Source organism: Sphingomonas sp. CV7422, from assembly GCF_027945725.1.
Taxonomy (GTDB): domain Bacteria; phylum Pseudomonadota; class Alphaproteobacteria; order Sphingomonadales; family Sphingomonadaceae; genus Sphingomonas; species Sphingomonas kyungheensis.
In genome coordinates, this window is sequence record NZ_CP115900.1 from 1,894,707 (window position 1) to 1,913,262 (window position 18,556).

16 protein-coding genes and 1 tRNA gene are annotated in these 18,556 nt (G+C 65.6%); 6 read left to right on the forward strand and 11 right to left on the reverse strand.

Translation table 11 applies throughout. The annotated features are described in order from the left end of the window. The first annotated feature begins 6 nt into the window (after positions 1 to 6). Both PBN85_RS09230 and PBN85_RS09235 read left to right on the forward strand, forming a co-directional pair. Positions 7 to 153: a lmo0937 family membrane protein gene (locus PBN85_RS09230; protein WP_152542416.1), complete on the forward strand. Its 147-nt coding sequence runs from the start codon at positions 7 to 9 to the stop codon at positions 151 to 153. 124 nt (positions 154 to 277) lie between these two features. Next, positions 278 to 424 carry a lmo0937 family membrane protein gene (locus tag PBN85_RS09235; protein ID WP_017978775.1) on the forward strand — a complete coding sequence of 49 codons (147 nt, stop codon included), beginning with the start codon at positions 278 to 280 and terminating at the stop codon, positions 422 to 424. Between the two features lie 42 nt (positions 425 to 466). On the opposite strand, the gene PBN85_RS09240 is transcribed toward PBN85_RS09235, so the two are convergent. The 4 genes from PBN85_RS09240 to ligA form a co-directional block, all read right to left on the reverse strand. Continuing rightward, the gene (locus PBN85_RS09240) at positions 467 to 1,264 is read right to left on the reverse strand and encodes a LytR/AlgR family response regulator transcription factor (RefSeq protein WP_037536559.1); all 798 of its coding nucleotides are present in this window, start codon (positions 1,262 to 1,264) and stop codon (positions 467 to 469) included. After that, complete coding sequence (locus PBN85_RS09245) at positions 1,261 to 2,373, reverse strand: sensor histidine kinase (protein WP_037536556.1); 1,113 nt, start codon at positions 2,371 to 2,373, stop codon at positions 1,261 to 1,263. Before PBN85_RS09245 ends, PBN85_RS09240 begins: the two co-directional genes overlap by 4 nt. A 103-nt stretch (positions 2,374 to 2,476) precedes the next feature. Continuing rightward, positions 2,477 to 5,821, reverse strand: a complete 3,345-nt coding sequence (locus PBN85_RS09250) for a TonB-dependent receptor (RefSeq protein ID WP_271298763.1) — start codon at positions 5,819 to 5,821, stop codon at positions 2,477 to 2,479. A gap of 168 nt (positions 5,822 to 5,989) precedes the next feature. Beyond that, a complete protein-coding gene (gene ligA, locus PBN85_RS09255) occupies positions 5,990 to 8,140 on the reverse strand; it encodes an NAD-dependent DNA ligase LigA (protein WP_271298764.1) in 2,151 nt (716 codons plus the stop codon). Positions 8,141 to 8,300: 160 nt separating this feature from the next. Between ligA and PBN85_RS09260 the strand changes: the two genes are divergently transcribed. Next, positions 8,301 to 9,278 (forward strand): SDR family oxidoreductase, encoded by a 978-nt coding sequence (locus PBN85_RS09260; protein ID WP_271298765.1) that lies wholly within the window; start codon positions 8,301 to 8,303, stop codon positions 9,276 to 9,278. An 11-nt stretch (positions 9,279 to 9,289) separates the two neighbouring features. On the opposite strand, the gene recN is transcribed toward PBN85_RS09260, so the two are convergent. Further along, entirely contained in the window at positions 9,290 to 10,948 is a 1,659-nt protein-coding gene (recN, locus tag PBN85_RS09265) for a DNA repair protein RecN (protein WP_271298766.1), read from the reverse strand. A gap of 154 nt (positions 10,949 to 11,102) precedes the next feature. After that, positions 11,103 to 12,053, reverse strand: a complete 951-nt coding sequence (locus PBN85_RS09270) for an outer membrane protein assembly factor BamD (protein ID WP_037536547.1) — start codon at positions 12,051 to 12,053, stop codon at positions 11,103 to 11,105. A gap of 91 nt (positions 12,054 to 12,144) precedes the next feature. Here PBN85_RS09270 and PBN85_RS09275 point away from each other — a divergent pair, with 91 nt between their 5' ends. Then, positions 12,145 to 12,969, forward strand: a complete 825-nt coding sequence (locus PBN85_RS09275; protein WP_271298767.1) for a class I mannose-6-phosphate isomerase — start codon at positions 12,145 to 12,147, stop codon at positions 12,967 to 12,969. A gap of 49 nt (positions 12,970 to 13,018) precedes the next feature. Further along, complete coding sequence (locus tag PBN85_RS09280) at positions 13,019 to 14,227, forward strand: glycosyltransferase (RefSeq protein WP_271298768.1); 1,209 nt, start codon at positions 13,019 to 13,021, stop codon at positions 14,225 to 14,227. Here PBN85_RS09280 and PBN85_RS09285 read toward each other — a convergent pair. From PBN85_RS09285 to yajC, 4 genes are read right to left on the reverse strand one after another with little or no spacing between them, the layout of a single operon-like run. Next, positions 14,209 to 14,577: an MTH938/NDUFAF3 family protein gene (locus PBN85_RS09285; protein WP_271298769.1), complete on the reverse strand. Its 369-nt coding sequence runs from the start codon at positions 14,575 to 14,577 to the stop codon at positions 14,209 to 14,211. The genes PBN85_RS09280 and PBN85_RS09285 overlap by 19 nt on opposite strands. 9 nt (positions 14,578 to 14,586) lie before the next feature. Continuing rightward, positions 14,587 to 15,561 (reverse strand): protein translocase subunit SecF, encoded by a 975-nt coding sequence (gene secF, locus PBN85_RS09290; protein WP_037536541.1) that lies wholly within the window; start codon positions 15,559 to 15,561, stop codon positions 14,587 to 14,589. 16 nt (positions 15,562 to 15,577) lie between these two features. After that, positions 15,578 to 17,170 carry a protein translocase subunit SecD gene (gene secD, locus PBN85_RS09295; protein WP_271298770.1) on the reverse strand — a complete coding sequence of 531 codons (1,593 nt, stop codon included), beginning with the start codon at positions 17,168 to 17,170 and terminating at the stop codon, positions 15,578 to 15,580. Then, positions 17,170 to 17,508 (reverse strand): preprotein translocase subunit YajC, encoded by a 339-nt coding sequence (yajC, locus tag PBN85_RS09300; RefSeq protein WP_037536538.1) that lies wholly within the window; start codon positions 17,506 to 17,508, stop codon positions 17,170 to 17,172. The genes secD and yajC overlap by 1 nt, the downstream gene beginning before the upstream one ends. A gap of 205 nt (positions 17,509 to 17,713) precedes the next feature. Here yajC and PBN85_RS09305 point away from each other — a divergent pair. After that, positions 17,714 to 17,790 (forward strand) — tRNA-Pro (locus PBN85_RS09305). 82 nt (positions 17,791 to 17,872) lie between these two features. On the opposite strand, the gene PBN85_RS09310 is transcribed toward PBN85_RS09305, so the two are convergent. Next, on the reverse strand, positions 17,873 to 18,529 hold the full coding sequence (locus tag PBN85_RS09310; RefSeq protein ID WP_271298771.1) for a GntR family transcriptional regulator: 657 nt from the start codon (positions 18,527 to 18,529) through the stop codon (positions 17,873 to 17,875). Positions 18,530 to 18,556: the final 27 nt, after the last annotated feature.

Below are 18,556 nucleotides of genomic sequence, written 5' to 3' on the forward strand. Positions count from 1 at the left end.
ACGGCCATGTTGGGGACGATCGCCGCCATTCTGTTGATCCTCTGGCTGCTCGGCTTTTCCTTCCATATCGCCGGCGGTCTGATCCATGCGGTGCTGGTGATCGCGCTGATCCTTGGGCTGATCCAGCTGTTCACCGGCCGCCGGATGCTGTGAGCGACCGCGTCTATCCGCTATCCATCTGATACCGTTTCGGTTCTTCTGGAACTCGAACCGCGTCCGTAACATTTTGTGTCCCGCAAGGCAGCCATCCGGCCGTCAGTCGCGAAGGGACAAACCAATGTTGTGGACGATCGCCGTCATCCTGCTCATCCTCTGGCTGCTGGGCTTCTCGCTCCATATCGCCGGTGGTCTGATCCACATCCTGCTGGTGATCGCGATCATCGTCGGCCTGATCCAGCTGTTCACCGGTCGCCGCGCCTTGTGACCCCTGGCGACGGCCCCCGGACGGGGGCCGTCGTCGTCACGATCAGTGCACGAAGCGCGCGACGACGTCGCGATAGCTCCGGCTGACCTTCACGTTCGCGCCGGAGTTGAGCACGAGAAAACATTCGCCGTTGGTGTGCGGCTTCACCTGCTTGACCAGATCGAGGTTGACGATCGTCGAACGGTGCACGCGCTGGAACCGGCGCGGATCGAGCCGCTTCTCCAGGTCCTTCATCGTCTCGCGCAGGATCAGCGTATTGTCGGCGGTGTAGATGCACATGTAATCGCCCGCCGCATCGATCCGCTCGATCGTGTCGACATCGACGCGGAAAATCTGGCCGCGATCCTTGATGTTGATCAGCTTCTCGAACCGATTGGCGCTGACCGCGTCACCCTCGACCATATCGGCGGCAGCCTCCGGCGCATGTTCGGCGAGCACCTCCTTGAGCTTCTCGACCTCCTCGACGCCGCGCTTCTCGCTCAGTCGCTGACGGACACGTTCGATCGTATCGGCGAGCCGCGCCTCCTCGACCGGCTTCATCAGATAATCGACCGCCTGCGCCTCGAACGCGCGCAGCGCATGGTCCGAATAAGCGGTGACGAAGACGAACAAAGGCGGCTCGACCTCCATCAGCCCCTGCACCACCGAAAAGCCGTCGAAGCCGGGCATCTGGATATCGAGGAAGACGAGGTCGGGCTTGTGCGTCTTGATCGCGCGGATCGCCTCGCGGCCGTTGGAGCATTTCTCGATGATCTCGATATCATCATGCGCCTGGAGCCGAAGCTCCAATCCCTGGATCGCGAGCGGTTCGTCGTCCACCAGGATGGTTCTGATCGTCATGCGGCCTCTCTACTCAGATCGTCGAGCTGGAAGGGGATTTCGATCTCCACCGAAAACCCGCCAGCCGGCGCGGTACGCGTCTCGAAACGGTGGTCCGGGCCATAGGCCTGGATCAGCCGTTCCCTAATATTGGGGAGACCTACGCCGGTTGAAAGGCTTGGCATTGTCCGACCGTCGAGCAAACCCGGCCCGGTGTCGGATACGCCGATCTGCACGCGATCCCCGGCGAGCCGCACGCGGACGCAGATTTCGGCGCCTTCCTCCTGCGTGCTGACCGCATATTTGATCGCATTCTCGACTAGCGGCTGGAGCAGCAGCGACGGCAGCCGCGCGCGTTCGGCGGCCTGATCGATCTCGAACACCGGCCGCAACCGCTCCTCGAACCGCATCTTCTCGATCTCGAGATAGAGTTTGAGCGTCTCGACCTCCTGCGCGACCGTGACGTGCGCGGTCGGCTCGTTGGCGAGCGTGTAGCGCAGGAAGGACGACAGCCGGCTGAGCATCGCATTGGCGCGCTCGGTCTGCTTGAGCAGCACCAAGGTCGAGATCGAATTGAGCGTGTTGAAGAGGAAATGCGGGTTGAGCTGGTAGCGCAGCATCGCCAGCTGCGCGGAGGACGCCTGATTTTCGAGATGCTGCATCTCGTCGATCTGCTGCTCGACGATCAGGTAGAAGTTGATCCCGAAGTATAACGCCGACCAGCCGGCCATCACCGTGAAGGCGACGTAGAAGGAGACGAGCAGCCGTGGCAGCGTGACGCCGGGCTGTCCGTTCTGGATCAACGACCAGGTGAAGGTATCGAGGAAGGCGAAGACCAGCGTTGCGGCGACGAAGGCGACGACGGTCAGCGCCAGTCCCGGCGCGCGCGGCAGACCACGGAAATAGCCGTAGAAGGTCGAGAGCAGCAGGGTGATGCAATAGCCGACGATCGCCTCGACGATCACCGGGATGATCGCCTCCAACGAGACGTTGGTCAGCGTCGACGCGCCGCGCAGCAGCAGATAGCCGGTCCAGCCGACCGCCTGCAACGTCCAGAAGGCGCGGCTTTTGTTCTCGAAGAACGGACGCACGTTGAGCGCCGGGCGGGATGGGGCGGGAAGGGTCGCCATGTTGCCGCGTCTCTACACGGCTGATGCGGCCGGTGCAAAACAGAAGGCCGCCGCTCCCGGTGGGGAGCGGCGGCCTTGAGGTAGCTCTAAGGTCTTGGCGCGATCAGAAGGTGAAGCGCGCGCCGAGACGGATCGCATAGAGCGAGTTGTTGACCACCGTCGCAGTCTGAGGCGGCGCGTACGTCGAGTAGCGATACTGCGCACACGTTTGCGTCGGGGCGGTGTTCACAACCCCGGCGCCCGGCGTCGTCCCCGTCGGCGTAGCGACCGTCAGGCATTGCACCTGAACAGTTGCCGCAGTCTGAGGGAAGCCGAGCTGACGCAGGCCCGCCCAGTTATGATTGATCAAGTTCGGCAGGTTGCTGATGTCCGCGAAGATCGAGAAACGCGATTCGCCGAGGAAGGTCGGAATCTCCTGCTCAAGATGGAGATCGATCCGCGTGTTGACGCGGCTGCGGCCGATGTTCTTGCCCGCGATCTTGCCGCGATAGTCCTTCAGCGCAGAGTTGTTGATCAAGCTGTCAAGCGCGTTTTGCGTCGCCGTCGAGTCATAGCTGACGATCGGGTCGGACGTGCTCGTCGGCACGTACAGCAGGTAGCGATCGGTGTTCGACAGCGTGCCGAACACAGGCGAGCGGGTGCTGCCGGCGTTCTGCATCGTGTAGCTGAACGCACGTCCAGCTCGGGTTTCGCCAAACAACTGCACGATCGTACGATAGTCGCCGAAGAACGCATGATCGTAGCCGACGTTGTACTTGAACGAGAATTTGATCTGATCGTTCGAGGTACCGTAAGCCGGATAGTTGGGATCGTTGACCGGCTGGTTGCCATAATTCGACAGGATCGTCGACGAAGTGGCCGCTGCCACGTCCTTGACGATCTGCCGGGTATAGCTGCCGCCGAGCGACAGGCCCCAGTCGAACTGCTTGTCGAAGCGGATGACGCCGACATGGCTGTGACCGCGATCGGTGTTGGTCAGCAGGATGTCGTAGTTATTGTCGCTCGACACGCGCGTGCCGTTGATCACGGTGCCGATCGTCCGGGCGTTGTAGCGCGGACGTCCGTCCGGCAGCACGCCGATCACTGCCGATCGGATGTCGGTGAAGACGACGCCGTCACGAACCTTCGAGAAATAATAGTCCGCACCGACGTTGAAGCCGAACAGCTTATAGTCTGCCGACAGCGTCGCCTTCCACGACGACGGCAGGCGGAAGTTGGGCGCGAGGGCAGCGGTGGTCGTCAGCTGTGCGCTGCCGTTGGCGCCGAGCGCAAAGTCGCGCACTGCCGACGGGATCTGCCCGGTGACGTTGTTGAGCGCGGCATTGCACAAGGCGGTCAGCTGGGCGCCCGTCGCGCCAGTGAAGCCCGAGCAGGTCGCCGTTCCACCCGCCACGGCGGCGGCGGTGCGGTTGATCGTCAGCGTGTTGGCAAGGATCGTGTTCGAGAAGCTGTTGGACAGATAGATGTCCGGCGATCCGCCACCGAAGATGCCGCCACCGCCGCGGATGCGGAGCTTGTCGGTCACGTCATAGTTGAAGCTGATGCGCGGCTGGAACAGCGCCAGGCCCTTGTAGGTCTTGGTATTGGGGTAGCCGTAACGCGCCTGGAAGAACTGATTGTAGGTCGGGGCGTCCGCTTCTCCGAACACGTCCCAGCGGAATCCGTAGCTGACGCGCAGCTTGTCGGTGATACGCCAGTCGTCCTGGATACCGAAGTTCCACTGATCGTAGTGGAAGTTTGCCGACGCGCCGTTGGCGGCACCGTTGAGCGGTACGGCGTAGACGAGCTGATCAGCCTGCCGATTTTGGAAATTAGCGAGCGAGTCGAAATAATAGTTGCCGGCACTGTTCTGAAGGAAGTTGTTGAACGTCCGGTTCTCGTTCATTTCCGCGAGGAACTTAAGGTCGTGGCCGGCATTGCGGTAGCGCAGCAAGAACGAACCACCCCAGGTGTCGGTGAACAGTTCGTTGGTCTGACGCGAATTATCCGGTCCGAAGGCGAGCGTCGGCGTGCCAAGCGTGCCGGTCGCGCCTTGCGAGCATTGCGTCAGGCTGGCGAGGCTGGTCGGATCGTTACACACGCGGAACTGGGCAAAGTTATTGCCGAGCAGCGGGTTCTGACCACGCGTATAGTAACGATACAGGCCGCGAATTTCCGTCGACAGCTTGTCGGTCCAGTCCGAATTCAACTGGACGATGCCGGCGCGGAGCAGCTCGGTCAGCGTATAGGCATTGGACGACAGGCCGTAGCTCGGCGAGGTCGTGCTGACGCTGGTGTTATTCTGGCTGCCCTGCGAATCGTAGGCATTGATATACGAAAGGCTCAGCCGCTGGCCGGTCGTAATATTGGCGTCGATGCGGCCGACGATCTTCTCGTCCTTACGCGCATTGATGCCAAGCACACCGCCTGGATTATAGTTATACGTCTGGTTAGAGATCGTGGAGACATTGTCGATCTGCGACTGCGTCAGGTTCGGGATTTGCGATAGCAGCGTATCGAACGGACGCGGATCGGTGTTGCGCTCGGCCGACACCATGAAGAACAGCTTGTCCTTGATCAGTGGACCGCGCAGCGTCGCGCCATAGGTCTCGGACTTAAACTTCGGGATGACGTACGTGTTCGATCCCAGCCGGCTACCCGACAGGCCATCCGTGTTCTGCGAATAGAAGCCGGTGCCGTGGAAATCGTTGGTACCCGACAGCAGCACGGCGTCGATCACGCCGCCCTGGAAGTTACCCTGTCGAAAATCATAGGGCGCGATCGAAACCGAAACCTGACCGATTGCATCATAGGGAATCGGACCGCGGCCGGTCGGCGAAGCGTCTTGATTGAGACCGAACTGATCGCCGACTTGGACACCGTTGATCGTAAAGCGATTGAAGCGGGGATTGACGCCGGCAAAGGAAACCGCGCCGCCGGTGCGCGAACCATTCGACAGATCGAGCGTCGCGAAGGGGTCGCGCCGCTGGATGTCACGGATATCGCGATTGACCGACGCGACCTTACGAACGTCCGCCTGCGTCAGCACCGTCGCCGGACCGTTCGATGCGACACCAGCGCCGCGGATCGAACGTGCCGTCACGACGATCTCGCCACCTGCGTCCGCAGGGGCGTCAGCGGTCGCGCCGAGTTCGACGGGCAGGGTGAAATCCTGCTGGAGAACGGTGTAAATGTCGGTGACGGTCTTGCTGCCGGCGTCGCTTGCGACCTCGACCGTGTAGGGGCCACCGACCCGCAGACCAGGGAGCGAGAACGAACCGGTCGCGTCGGTGCTCGTCTGCGACTTGGTGCCCGAGTTGACATCGGTCGCCGTCACGGTCGCCCCGGCAACCGGAGTGCCAGCGTTCGTAACGGTGCCACGAATGACCGAGGTCGTCTCCTGCGCCGACGCGGCGGCGGGTGCGATCAGCGCAACCGCAGCCACACCCAGGAAAAGGTTGTTTCGCATATCAATGTCCCCTTGGAGCCCTGCTCGAATCGCGGCTCTATCGTTCGCCGTTGCCGCGCCCCTGCACGCGCAATATTTCTGTTACGTGACATATGCGAGTCACCAGACACATCGCGGTGAAGTGATTGATCGCGCGTTGCAAAAAAGACACGCGGGGACTGCTTTATGTCAGCCTGAGGCCTGCACAATCTCAACCCACTGCGCCTCGCTGATCACCGTCACGCCAAGGTCGGCCGCCTTCTTGAGCTTCGATCCGGCATCGGCGCCGGCGACGACGAGATCGGTCTTCGCCGACACTGATCCCGAGACGCGCGCACCAAGCGCTTCCGCCTGTGCCTTGGCCTCGTCGCGCGACAGCGTCTCGAGTTTGCCGGTGAACACCACGGTCTTGCCGCTGACTTCGGACGCGCGCGTCTCCCAGATGATGTCGGTGGGGCGGACCTCGCGCAACAAATCGTAGACGACGTCGCGATTGTGCTTTTCCGCGCAGAAGCCGATCAGGGCGCCGGCGACTTCCGGGCCGATGCCGGGCGTCTCGATCGCCGCGACCAGAAGGCGGTCGCGGCGCAGCACGAACTTGCGTTCGGTTTCGCCGACCACCGGCTCGAGCCGATGATGGAGGAAGACCGCGTGGCGCAGCATCGCGCCCAGGGCATGGATCGAACGGTAGCGGCGCGCGAGGTCGCGCGCGGTGATTTCGCCGACATGACGGATGCCGAGCGCGAACAGGAATCGGTCGAGCGGGATCTCGCGCCGTGCCGCGATCGCCGCGACGAGGTTCGCGGCCCACACCTTGCCGTCCTTCTTGCGCGCGGCGAGCTGTTCCTCGGTCAGGCGGAAGATGTCGGCAGGTGATTGGATCAGCCCGTCGGTAAAGAACGCCTCGATCAACGTCGCGCCGAGGCCGGTTATGTCGAACGCATGGCGTGAGACGAAGTGGATCAGTCGCTCGACCCGCTGCGCCGGGCAGATCAGGCCGCCGGTGCATCGATAGACGACCTCGCCTTCCTCGCGCTCGACCGCCGAGCCGCATTCGGGGCAGCAGCGCGGGAAGGGCCAGGCGGACCGCTCGACATCGGGGGTGAGGTTGCGGACGATCTGCGGGATGACGTCGCCGGCGCGCTGCAGGACGACGCGGTCGCCTTCGCGCACGCCGAGCCGGTCGATCTCGTCGGCATTGTGCAGGGTCGCGTTAGTGACGACGACGCCCCCGACGGTCACCGGCGCGAGCCTCGCCACCGGGGTGAGCGCACCGGTGCGGCCGACCTGGATATCGATCCGCTCCAGCGTCGTCTGCGCCTGTTCGGCGGGGAATTTGTGCGCGATCGCCCAGCGCGGTACGCGGCCGACGACGCCGAGCCGCTCCTGCCAGTCGAGCCTGTCGAGCTTGTAGACGACGCCGTCGATATCGAACGGCAGATCCGCGCGCTGGGCCTCGATACCGGCATAGGTTTGGAGCACCGCCTCGCCATCACCAGCCTCTGCGATATTGGGGGAAAGCGGGACCATGAGGTCGTCGTCGGCGACGCGGAACCCCCAGCGCCGGATATGCTGCATCATCGCCGATTGCGTCGTCTCCGGCAGCTCCGTCACCTCCCCCCAGCCCCAGGCGAAGAAGCGCAGCGGTCGTGTCGCGGTCACCTCGGCATCCTTCTGGCGCAGCGAACCGGCAGCGGCATTGCGGGGATTGGCGAACTGGCGGGCCTTTGCCGGATCCTCCGCCTCGTCGAGCAGACGGCGGTTGAGCGCGGTGAAATCGTTCTTGGCCATATAGACCTCGCCCCGCACCTCGAAGACAGCCGGCGCATCGTCGGGCAGCCGTTGCGGGATGTCCGCGATATGGCGCACGTTGGCGGTGACGTCCTCGCCGATCCGGCCATCGCCCCGGGTCAGCGCCTGGACGAGCATCCGGTCGACATAACGAAGCGAGCAGGATAGGCCATCGATCTTGGGTTCGGCGGTGAGAAGCACCGGCTCAACGTCGCCGAGCCGCAGGAATCGACGGATGCGGGCGATGAACTCCTCGACGTCGGCGGGCGCGAAGGCATTGTCGAGGCTGGTCATCGGCCGGGCGTGCGGCGCCTTGGCGAGATGCGCGGCGGGGGCGGCGCCGATCTGGCGATTGGGCGAATCGGCGCGGACGAGATCGGGGAAGGCGGCTTCGATCGCGGCGTTGCGACGGACCAGCGCATCATAAGCGGCGTCGCTGATCTCGGGCGCATCGTCGGTGTGATAGCGCTGGTTGTGATAGGCGATCTCGGCGGCGAGCGTGGCGAGCTCGGCTGCGGCCTCGGGCGCGGTCTGGGGCAGGTCGGTCATCGCGGATGGGTAGGGGAAGCGCCCCCGATCCGGCAAGCGCACTTCGGCGTCCTTGGATCAAGTGGCGGACGGACGCGGATAAACCTCGCATTTCGGATCGGCCTCGGTGAACCAATCGGCGTGGCGGGCGATTGGCCTTCACCCTTTCGGGAGTTGTGCCATGACCGATCAAACCAGTCGCCGCGACATCTTCAAAGGCGCTGCCGTCGCCGGCGCCGCGGCCGTTGCCACACCGGCATTCGCGCAAGCCGGCGCCGCACCGGCCGGCGATCCGCGCACCAAATATCCTGCGGAGCCCTTTCCCGAGCAGAAGCAGAAATGGCCGGCGTTGCAGCGCGACATGAAACCGGTGCCCGATTGCGGTGAAGCGAGCTATCGCGGCTCCGGCCGGCTGGCCGGGCGCAAGGCGCTGGTCACCGGCGGCGATTCGGGGATCGGCCGCGCCGCGGTGATCGCCTTCGCGCGGGAAGGCGCGGATGTCGCGATCAACTATTTCCCGACCGAGGAGCCCGACGCGCAGGACGTCGCCCGGCTGCTGCGCGCCGAGGGGCGCAAGGTGGTGCTGATCCCCGGGGACCTGACCGACGAGGCCTTCTGCCGGAACCTCGTCGCCCGTGCCAATCGCGAACTCGGCGGGCTCGACATCCTGGTCAACAATGCCGCGTATCAGCAGTCGAAGGAGTCGATATTCGAGATCACCACCGAACAATTCGACCGGACGATGAAGACCAACGTCTATGCGATGTTCCACCTGTGCAAGGCGGCGATCCCATTGATGAAGCCCGGCGCAGCGATCATCAACACCGGCTCGGTCAATTCGGTCGCGCCGGAAGTGGAATTGCTCGACTATGCCTCGACCAAGGGGGCGATCCTGATCTTCACCAAAGCGCTCGCCAAGCAGCTCGGCAAACAGGGTATCCGCGTCAACATGGTCGCGCCGGGGCCGATCTGGACGCCCTTGCAGGTTGCGGGCGGGCAATTGCCCGGCAAGATGCATGAATTCGGGCAGGACACGCCGCTCGGCCGTGCCGGACAACCCGCAGAACTCGCCGGCCTCTACGTTGCACTCGCCGACGGCGGCAACAGCTTCACCACCGGCAGCGCCTTCGGCGCCAATGGCGGGACGGGCGCGATCTGAGCAGGCTCGGCTCAGGCGGTTTCGAGCAGCCGCTCCGCCTGAGCCCGCGCCTCGTCGGTGACGGTGGCGCCGGACAGCATGCGGGCGATCTCCTCGCGCCGCTCCGCCTCGCTGAGGACGCGGACGCCGGTTCGGGTGACGGTGCCGTCATGGCTCTTGGCGATCAGCAGATGCTCGGCACCGCGCGCCGCCACCTGCGGCGAGTGGGTCACGACCAGCAGCTGGGTATGTTCGGCAAGCCGTGCGAGCCGCTCGCCGATCGCGCTCGCCACCGCGCCGCCGACGCCGCGATCGATCTCGTCGAAGATCATCGTCGCCGCGCCACCCTCTTCGGCGAGCGCGACCTTGAGCGCGAGGATGAAGCGCGACAGCTCGCCGCCCGAGGCTATCTTGGCGAGTGGGGCGAAGGGCGCTCCAGGATTGGTCGAGATTTCGAACTCGACGCGATCCTTGCCGTGCGACGACCAGCCGTCCTTGGCGTAGGGTATGACGACGGTCCGGAAGCGGGCCGCATCGAGCTTGAGAGGCGCAAGCTCGCCCGCCACCGCCACGTCGAGCCGTTCGGCGGCCGCACGGCGGCCTTCCGACAGCAGATCGGCCGCGGCGTCATATTTCACCTGCGCCGCGGCGACGTTCGCTTCCAGCCGCGCGATCCCGCCTTCGCCGGCCTCGAGCCGTTCGAGCTTGCTCCGCAACTCCTCCGTCAGCGCGGCAAGATCGTCGGGCTGGACGCGATGCTTGCGCGCCATGCCGCGCAGCTCGAACAATCTCGCCTCATCTTCTTCGAGCGCCCGCGGATCGAACGCGAGATCGCGGCGCGCCTCGGCGAGCTGCTCCTCCGCGACCCCCGCTTCGATCACCGCACGATCGATCGCCGCAAGGGCTTCGCCGAGCGCATCATGATCGCCGGCGATCCGTTCGAGCACGCGCGCCGCCTGCCGCAATTGCGCGAGGCCGCCGTTCGATCCTTCGAGATAGTCTTCGATCGCGGCGAGATCGTCGGCGATCTTCTCGGCACGCTGCATGCCGCGACGCTTGTCGGCGAGCGCTTCCTCTTCCCCCGGCTCGGCGGCCAGCGCGGCAAGCTCGCCGACCGCATGTTCGAGCCATTCGCGATCACGCGCGGCGGTCTCGATCTCGGCACGCGCGGCGGCGAGCTCGGTCTCGGCGGCTCGCAATGTCGCCCAGGCACGTGCGGTGTCGCCGGGATCGACGCGGCCGAAGGCATCGAGCAACGCACGATGGCCGCGCGGGTTGAGCAGGCCGCGGTCGTCATGCTGGCCGTGGATCTCGACCAGCATTGGCGCCATCTCGCGCAGCAGCGCCGCGGCGGCCGGCTGGTTGTTCACGAAGCCGCGGCTGCCGCCGTCCGCCTTGACGATGCGGCGGACGAGCAGGGGCTCGCCCGGTTCGATATCGACGCCGTTGTTCTCCAGCACCGCCGCGAGCGCACCGGTCGGCGGATCGAACGTGGCGGTCACCACCGCCTGAGTCGCGCCGTGGCGCACCAGGCCAGTTTCCCCGCGACCGCCGAGTGCAAGGCCGAGTGCGTCGAGCAGGATCGACTTGCCGGCACCGGTTTCCCCGGTCAGCACGTCGAGCCCCGCCCCGAATTCCAGGTCGAGCGCCTCGATCAGCACCACATCGCGAATGGACAGCGCAGTCAACATTGTGACGGCGATATAGCGCGCGTCGGCGGCAATGTTGATCCTTAAATGTTCTCTATTTTCGCAGCGGCGGTGACCCAGTCAGCGTGCGCAGACAGGATGTGCACCGCGTGCCGATCCGTCCCCGCACAAGCCGACGGGGGAAGGGGCCAGCGGCTCAGTTCGTCGGACGACCCGCGCTGGTGCTTCCTGCCGGCCCGACGGGGCTCGGCCCGGTCGCCGCCGCGCTTGGCGCGGCGCCACCCTTGGTGGATTGTCCGGGCATCGTCGGCGCGGCGCCCGGCGTGCCTGCCGGGATGATCGGCTGCCCCGGCGGGATCGGCGCGACTGCCTGGACCGGATGCTTCTGCATCAGCTTATAGGCATGGTCGTACCAGTCGCTGCCCGGATAATTGGCGCCGAGCACCGCGGTCGCCTTGCGCGCCTCTTCGGGGAGGCCGTCCGCGAGATAGCTTTCGGTCAGTCGCATCAGCGCCTCGGGTGTGTGCGTCGTCGTCTGGTATTTGTCGATGACGGTCCGGAAGCGCAGCGTCGCCGCAAGCCACTGGCCGCGCGTCTCGTAGAAGCGCCCGATCTCCATCTCCTTGCCGGCGAGGTGATCGTTGACGAGGTCGATCTTCAGCCGCGCATCGGAGGCGTAGCGAGTGTTCGGATAGCGGCGGACGAGCTCGCCGAGCGCGTCGAGCGCCTGTCGCGTGATCTTCTGATCCCGGGTGACGTCGCGAATCTGTTCGTAATAGCTCAGCGCGACGAGATAATAGGCATAAGGCGCGTCGCGGTTGCCGGGATGGACCGACAGGAAGCGCTGCGCCGACTGAATGCTCTGCGTATAGTCGCGGTTGAGATAGTAACTGAACGCGCTCATCAGCTGCGCGCGGCGGGCCCAGATCGAATAGGGATGCTGCCGCTCAACCTCGTCGAACAGCACCGCCGCCTCCTTGTAACGCCCTTGATCGAGCCGTTTCTTGGCGGTCGAATAAAGCGTGCCGACGTCGCGTGCGACATAGGGCAGGTCGGACTTCGCACGGTTGCGGGCACAGCCTGCAACGGGAAGCGCGACGACGGCGATCAGCGCTGCGGCAAGCGCCTTGGACTGGGGGATACGCATCGGCTAAGGCTCTTAGCTCAAGCTCGCGGTTGCGAACAATCCCCCGCGTCGCACGTTGGCGGCACATTGATACGATCACGAAAGGACCCGCATGCCTGCTACCCTGCTCCACACCCATCGCGTCGAAAAGCCGTGGGGTCGGCATGATCTGGGCTTCGGGTTCGAAGATGCGCCGGCGGACGGCAAACCGATCGGCGAAATCTGGTTTCAGGAGCCCGGCGACACCTCGCCCGACCTGCTGATCAAATATCTGTTCACCGGCCAGAAATTGTCGGTGCAGGTCCATCCGGACGACGAGCAGGCGCATGCCCGCGGCCTGCCGCGCGGCAAGGACGAATGCTGGACGATCCTCGCCGCGCGGCCTGATTCGACGATCGCGCTCGGCCCCAAACAGACGATCACGCCGGAGACGCTGCGCGCCGACGCGCAGGACGGCAGCATCGAAGACGATCTCGACTGGGTGCCGGTCAAGGCGGGCGACTTCTATTACGCACCGTCGGGCACGATCCATGCGATCGGTGGCGGGCTGACGCTGATCGAGGTGCAGCAGAACAGCGAGACGACCTACCGCCTCTATGATTACGGCAGCGACCGTGAACTCCACCTCGAGGACGGCGTCGCGGTGTCGCACCTGACGCCCTATCAGCCGATCACCTCGCCGGGCGCGGCGGGCGAGGGGCGGAAGATCCTGGTCGAGGGGCCGAAGTTCGTGCTCGAACGCTGGTCGGCGGGGGAGCATGCGGTTGTTCTGCCGGAAGGGCGGACGGCCTGGCTGGTGCCGATCACCGGAACCGGCGAGGTCGGCGGTGTCGCGTTCAAGGCCGGCGAATGCCTGACCGTCACCGGCCGCGAGACGGTGACGACGAGCGCCGACGCCGACCTGCTGTTCGCCTATCCGGGCACGCAGCGGATCTGAATGCGTCTCAGGCGTAAAGTCTTAACGCGTAAGGCGTAGCACGCGGACGATGCTCCGCGTGCTGACGCTCTCGACCCTGTTCCCGGACGCGACGCGACCCAATTTCGGCGTGTTCGTGGAGCGGCAGACCGCCGGTCTGGCGGCGACGGCGGATGTGTCGGTCCGCGTGGTCGCGCCGATCGGGCTGCCGCCGGGGCCGCTCGCGCTGATCCACCACCGCGACAAGCTCACGCTGCCACGCCGCGAACTGTGGCGCGGGCTCGATGTCTACCGGCCGCGCTTCCTGTCGGTGCCCGGAGTCCGTGGACGGTGGCATGCGCGGCATCTCATCCGCGCGTTGATCCCGCTGCTCGATGCGATTCGCGCCGACTTTCCCTTCGACGTCATCGACGCTTCCTTCTTCTTCCCGGATGGTCCGGCAGCGGTGGCGCTCGGCGCGCGCTACGGCATCCCGGTGTCGATCAAGGCGCGCGGCGCGGATATCCATCATTGGGGGACGGCGGGGGCGACCGGGGGGCAGGTTCTCGCCGCGGCGCAGGCGGCAGACGGTCTGCTCGCGGTCAGCGCGGCAATGCGCGCCGATATGGTGGCGCTCGGCATGCCGGAGGATCATATCCGCGTCCATCACACGGGCGTCGACCTCGACCGCTTCGTGCCGGTGGCGGATCGCCGCAGCGTCAAGGCGACCCTGAGCGTGGACGGGCCGCTGGTGCTGTCGCTCGGCGCACTGATCCCGCGCAAGGGGCATGACATCGTGCTGCGTGCCGTGGCGGCGCTACCCGGCGTCGCGCTGGCGATTGCCGGCGAGGGGAGTGAGCGGGCCGGACTGCTGGCGCTCGCGAGCGAATTGGGGATGCGCGAGCGGCTGCATCTGCTCGGCAGCGTGCCGCATGCCGATCTGCCGGCAATCTGCGCGGCGGCGGATGTGATGGCGCTCGCCTCGGCGTCCGAGGGACTGGCGAATGCCTGGCTTGAGGCACTCGCCTGCGGCACACCGATCGTGATCAGCGATGCTGGCGGCGCACGCGAGGTCGTCACCACCCGGAGTGCCGGTCGAATCGTCGCGCGCAGCCCTGCCGCCTTTGCAACGGCGATCGAAGCCTTGCTCGCCGACCCGCCTGCGCCCGAAGCGGTACGGGCAGCCGCGGCCGGTTTCACCTGGGAGGCGAATAGTGCCGCGCTTGTCGCCCATCTCCGCGCGCTTGTTGATCAAGGACCGCGTCGAGCGATCCGCGCGCGTCAGGCGTCGAGCGGGTAGAGCGCCGCGCCGATCACCCGACCTTCGCCGCGCAGCACACCCCAGGCACGCGCCGCGGCGCGGCTATCCATCGCCTCGACACCGATCCCCTGCGCCTCCAGCGCATTGACCAGGGTCACCGGCGGCCGCACCAACGTCGCGCCGGTGCCGATCAAGATGAACTCCGGCTGCGCGTCGACCAATATCGCGAGCGACGCCATGTCGAGCGAGGCGATCGGCGGCGGTGACCATTCCGTCGCCGTCTCGTGCGTCATCAACAACGCAGCCACGACCCGCTCCTCGTCGAGACGGAAGCCGCTGCCGACGAAGCCGCGAACGATCGGCCCGCCGGACTGGGGATCGGCTTGCATCCGCATCGCCTAGCGCTCGCGCGGGGCGACGCGCTCCGCCTGATCGATCGCGCCACGCTGCGGCTTGCCCCCGGCATTGGGATCGGCGCGCAGGCCGAGCGTGATGAGCAGCGACGACGACACGTAGATCGACGAATAGGTGCCGACGATGATGCCGAGGATCATCGCGGCGGTGAAGCCGCGCAGCACATGGCCGCCGAGCAGCAGCATCGCGACCAGCGCGAGCAGGATCGTCACCGAGGTCATCACCGTCCGCGGCAGTGTCTCGTTGACCGACAGGTTGATGATCTCGCGCATGTCCATCTTGCGATAGCGGCGCATGTTCTCGCGGATGCGGTCGTCGATCACGATCTTGTCGTTGATCGAATAGCCGATGATCGTCAGCACCGCGGCGATGATGTTGAGATCGAATTCGAACCGCGACAGCGCGAAGAAGCCGACCGTCATCAGCAGATCGTGGACGATCGCGACGATCGTCGAAACGCCGAACTGCCATTCGAACCGTACGATCGCGAACAGGCCGATGCCGAGCACCGCCAGCACGACGGCGAGGATGCCATGCTGGATCAGCTCGCCCGAGACCTTGCCCGACACGGTCGAATAGCGGCTGAACGTCGCGCCGGGGAAGGCCTGCGCGAGTGCGCCCTCGACCTTCTTCACGACGGCGTTGGTTGCGCCCTCGTCGGCGCCGTTCTGCACCGGGAGGCGGATGGTCAGCGTCTTGGGGTCACCGAACTGCTGCAAGGCCGCCTCGCCGACGCCGAGCCGGTCGATGACGGTGCGGACCTTGTCCTGGTCCGGCGCGGTCGGGAACTTCTCCTCGATCATCAGACCGCCGACGAAGTCGACGCCCAGGTTGAGACCGCGTAGGCCGGTGAGTCCCACCGCAATCACGCTGAGCAGCAGCGTCAGTCCGAACGCCCAGCCGCGCAGCCGGACGAAGTCGATGTTGGTGTTGTCGGGAACGATTTTCAGGAGGCGCATGTCTTGGCCTTTCGCCTCAGATGTTGATCGTCTTGGGCTTCTCGCGCCGGATCCACTGCGCGACGAGCATGCGCGTGAAGGTGACGGCGGTGAAGACCGAGGTGGCGATGCCGATCAGCAGCACGACCGCGAAACCCTTGACCGGGCCGGAGCCGAGCGCGAACATGATGAAGCCGGAAATGGCGTGCGTCATGTTCGCTTCGAAGATCGTCCGGCTCGCTTCCTTATAGCCGAGTTCGACCGCCTGGACGACGGAGCGCCCGCGTCGGCGTTCCTCGCGGATTCGCTCGTTGATCAGCACGTTGGCGTCGACCGCGGTGCCGATCGTCAGCACGAAGCCCGCGATTCCCGGCAGCGTCAGCGTGCCCTTGAGCATCGCCAGCACGCCGAGGATGACGAAGACGTTGATGATCACGGCGATGTTCGCATAGAGGCCGAAGCGGCCGTAGGTCACGAACATGAAGGCGACGACCAGCGCGACGGCGACGGCGCAGGCCATGATGCCCGAGCGGATCGAATCGGCACCGAGGTCGGGACCGACGGTCGATTCCTCGATCACCTTGAGGTTGATCGCCAGCTTGCCCGACCGCAGCGCGATCGCCAGCTGATTGGCGCTGTCGGTGGTAAAGCTTCCACTGATCACCGCCGAACCGCCGAGAATCGCAGTTTCGATACGAGGCGCCGAGACCACCTTGTTGTCGATGATGATTGCGAAGGGCTTGCCGACGTTCGCCTGCGTCACCCGCGCGAAGCGGTTGCCGCCGGTGGCGTTGAACGTGATCTGGATGTTTGGTGCGTTAGTCTGCTGATCGAACGCCTGGCGGGCGTCGGCGAGCTGATCGCCGGAGATGATCACCGAACGCTTGACCACCGTCGGCGGCAGGCCGGGAGTCACCGAGGGCAGGATCTGACTGCCGATCGGGGCGACGCCGCGCGCGGTGTCGGCGGGATTGGCGTTGGTGTCGACCAGCTTGAATTCGAGCTTGGCGGTCTTGCCGAGCAGGTCCTTGAGCGCCTGCGGGTTCTGCAGGCCGGGCACCTGCACGAGGATGCGATTGTCGCCCTGGCGGACGATGGTCGGCTCGCGCGTGCCGAGTTCGTCGATACGACGCCGCACGACGTCGGTGGCATCCTCCATCGCGACCTTGATCGCCTGTTGCAGGCCGGCCTGCGTCGGCGAGAGCACGAAGCGGCTCGAATCGACGACCTGGATGTCCCATTCGCGCTGCCCGGTCATGCCGGCGCCACCGCCGGTGATGCCAAGCAGCCGCTCGCGCGCCGCATCGACCTGACTGGGGTCGCGGAGCAGGAAGCTGATCTGGTTGTTGCGCGTCGAAATGTCACCGATCTCGATCCGCGGCGTACCGTTGCGCATCGTGCCCTGGATCTGCTCGCGCAGCGCCTCGATCCGCGTATTGGCGAGATCCTGCGTATCCGCCTCGAGCATCAGATAGCTGCCGCCGGCGAGATCGAGCCCCTTGTTGACACGCGGGTGGATCGGCCAGTTGCTGGTGACGGATTCGGGCAGGAACGTCGGAATCGACAGCGCGCAGAGCAGCGCCAGCACCGCCCAAATCGTCGCCACCTTCCAGCGCGGAAAGTCGAGCATCAGTCGTTCGCCGGCTTGGTGTTGAGCCCGGTCACCTCGGCGAGCGTCGACTTGACGACGCGGATGCGGGTGTTCGGCGCGATCTCGACTTCGACGAAATTGTCCTCGACCTTGGTGACGCGGCCGACGATGCCGCCCGCGGTGACGACGCTGTCACCCTTCTTCACCGCGGCGACCGCCTGTTGCAGCGCCTTCATCCGCGTCTGCTGCGGCCGGATCATCAGGAAATAGAAGACGATGAAGATGAGCAGCAACGGCGCGAAGCTGATGAGCGAGGCGAGGCCGCCGGGCTCAGCGGCGCTGCCGGCGGTCTGGGCGTAAGCTGGAGAGATAAACATCGTATCCGTGCATGGCTGATCGGCGGAAGACATTCCCCGCGCAAGATGATCTGCGCGCTAGCATCGGTTCCCTCGTGGCGCAATGTTGCGCCGCTGCAACGGCACGCCACGGCGCGGCTTTGACAAAGGCCGCTTGCATCCCCCGCCGGACCCGCCTACAGGCCCCGCTCCGGGATCGGTCGCCGCATGGCAACGGTCCCTCGGTCGGGGCGTAGCGCAGCCTGGTAGCGCATCACACTGGGGGTGTGGGGGTCGCAGGTTCGAATCCTGTCGCCCCGACCAATTTCCCGCCAAGCGCGGGCAGGGCGGATCGATCCGCCGGGATCGCCGCAGCGATCCCTTTCTTACAGCAAGCGGAACGCGCTCAGCGAATGCGCAGATGCTGGAGCTCGGCGTCCAGATCGGCGCGGGTCAGGTCGAGATGGCGGATCATTCCCTGTTCGACCGCATCGCCGTCACCATCCAGCCAGGCGTTGAGCAACTCACGATGCTCGCGATCGGCGCGGGCGAACCGGCCCTCCGGGGCAAGATGGGCGATGACATAACGCTCGGCGAGCATCGCCAGCCGCTCGATCAGCTGCGTCGTCAGCATCCGGTCGCCCGGCCGGACCAGAGCGACGTGGAAGCGACGGTGGCGGACCGCTATCTCGGTCGCCGCCGCGCCGCGCGCCTCTTCGAGTGCGTCGAGCGCCTCGCGGGCGTGGCGCCGATCCGCCTCGCTGGCTACCGCCGCACCGATCGCAGCGGCGCGCGGTTCGATCGCGAGGCGCAGCGCGTAGATCTCATCCGCCTGTTCGGCCGACAAGGCCCGCACGGCATAGCCGCGGTTCGCCTGGCTGTGGATCAGCCCCTCATGTTCGAGGCGGACCAATGCCTCGCGCAGCGGAATCTTGCTGACCCCGAGTTCGGCGGCAAGGGCGTCCTGCCGGATCGGCGCTTCGGCGCGAATCGATCCGTCGACGATCCGCTCGCGCACGATTTCAAATACCTGGTCGGACAATGTCCGGACGACGATGCTCATCGATGAATTCCCGGCGCAGCGGACGCG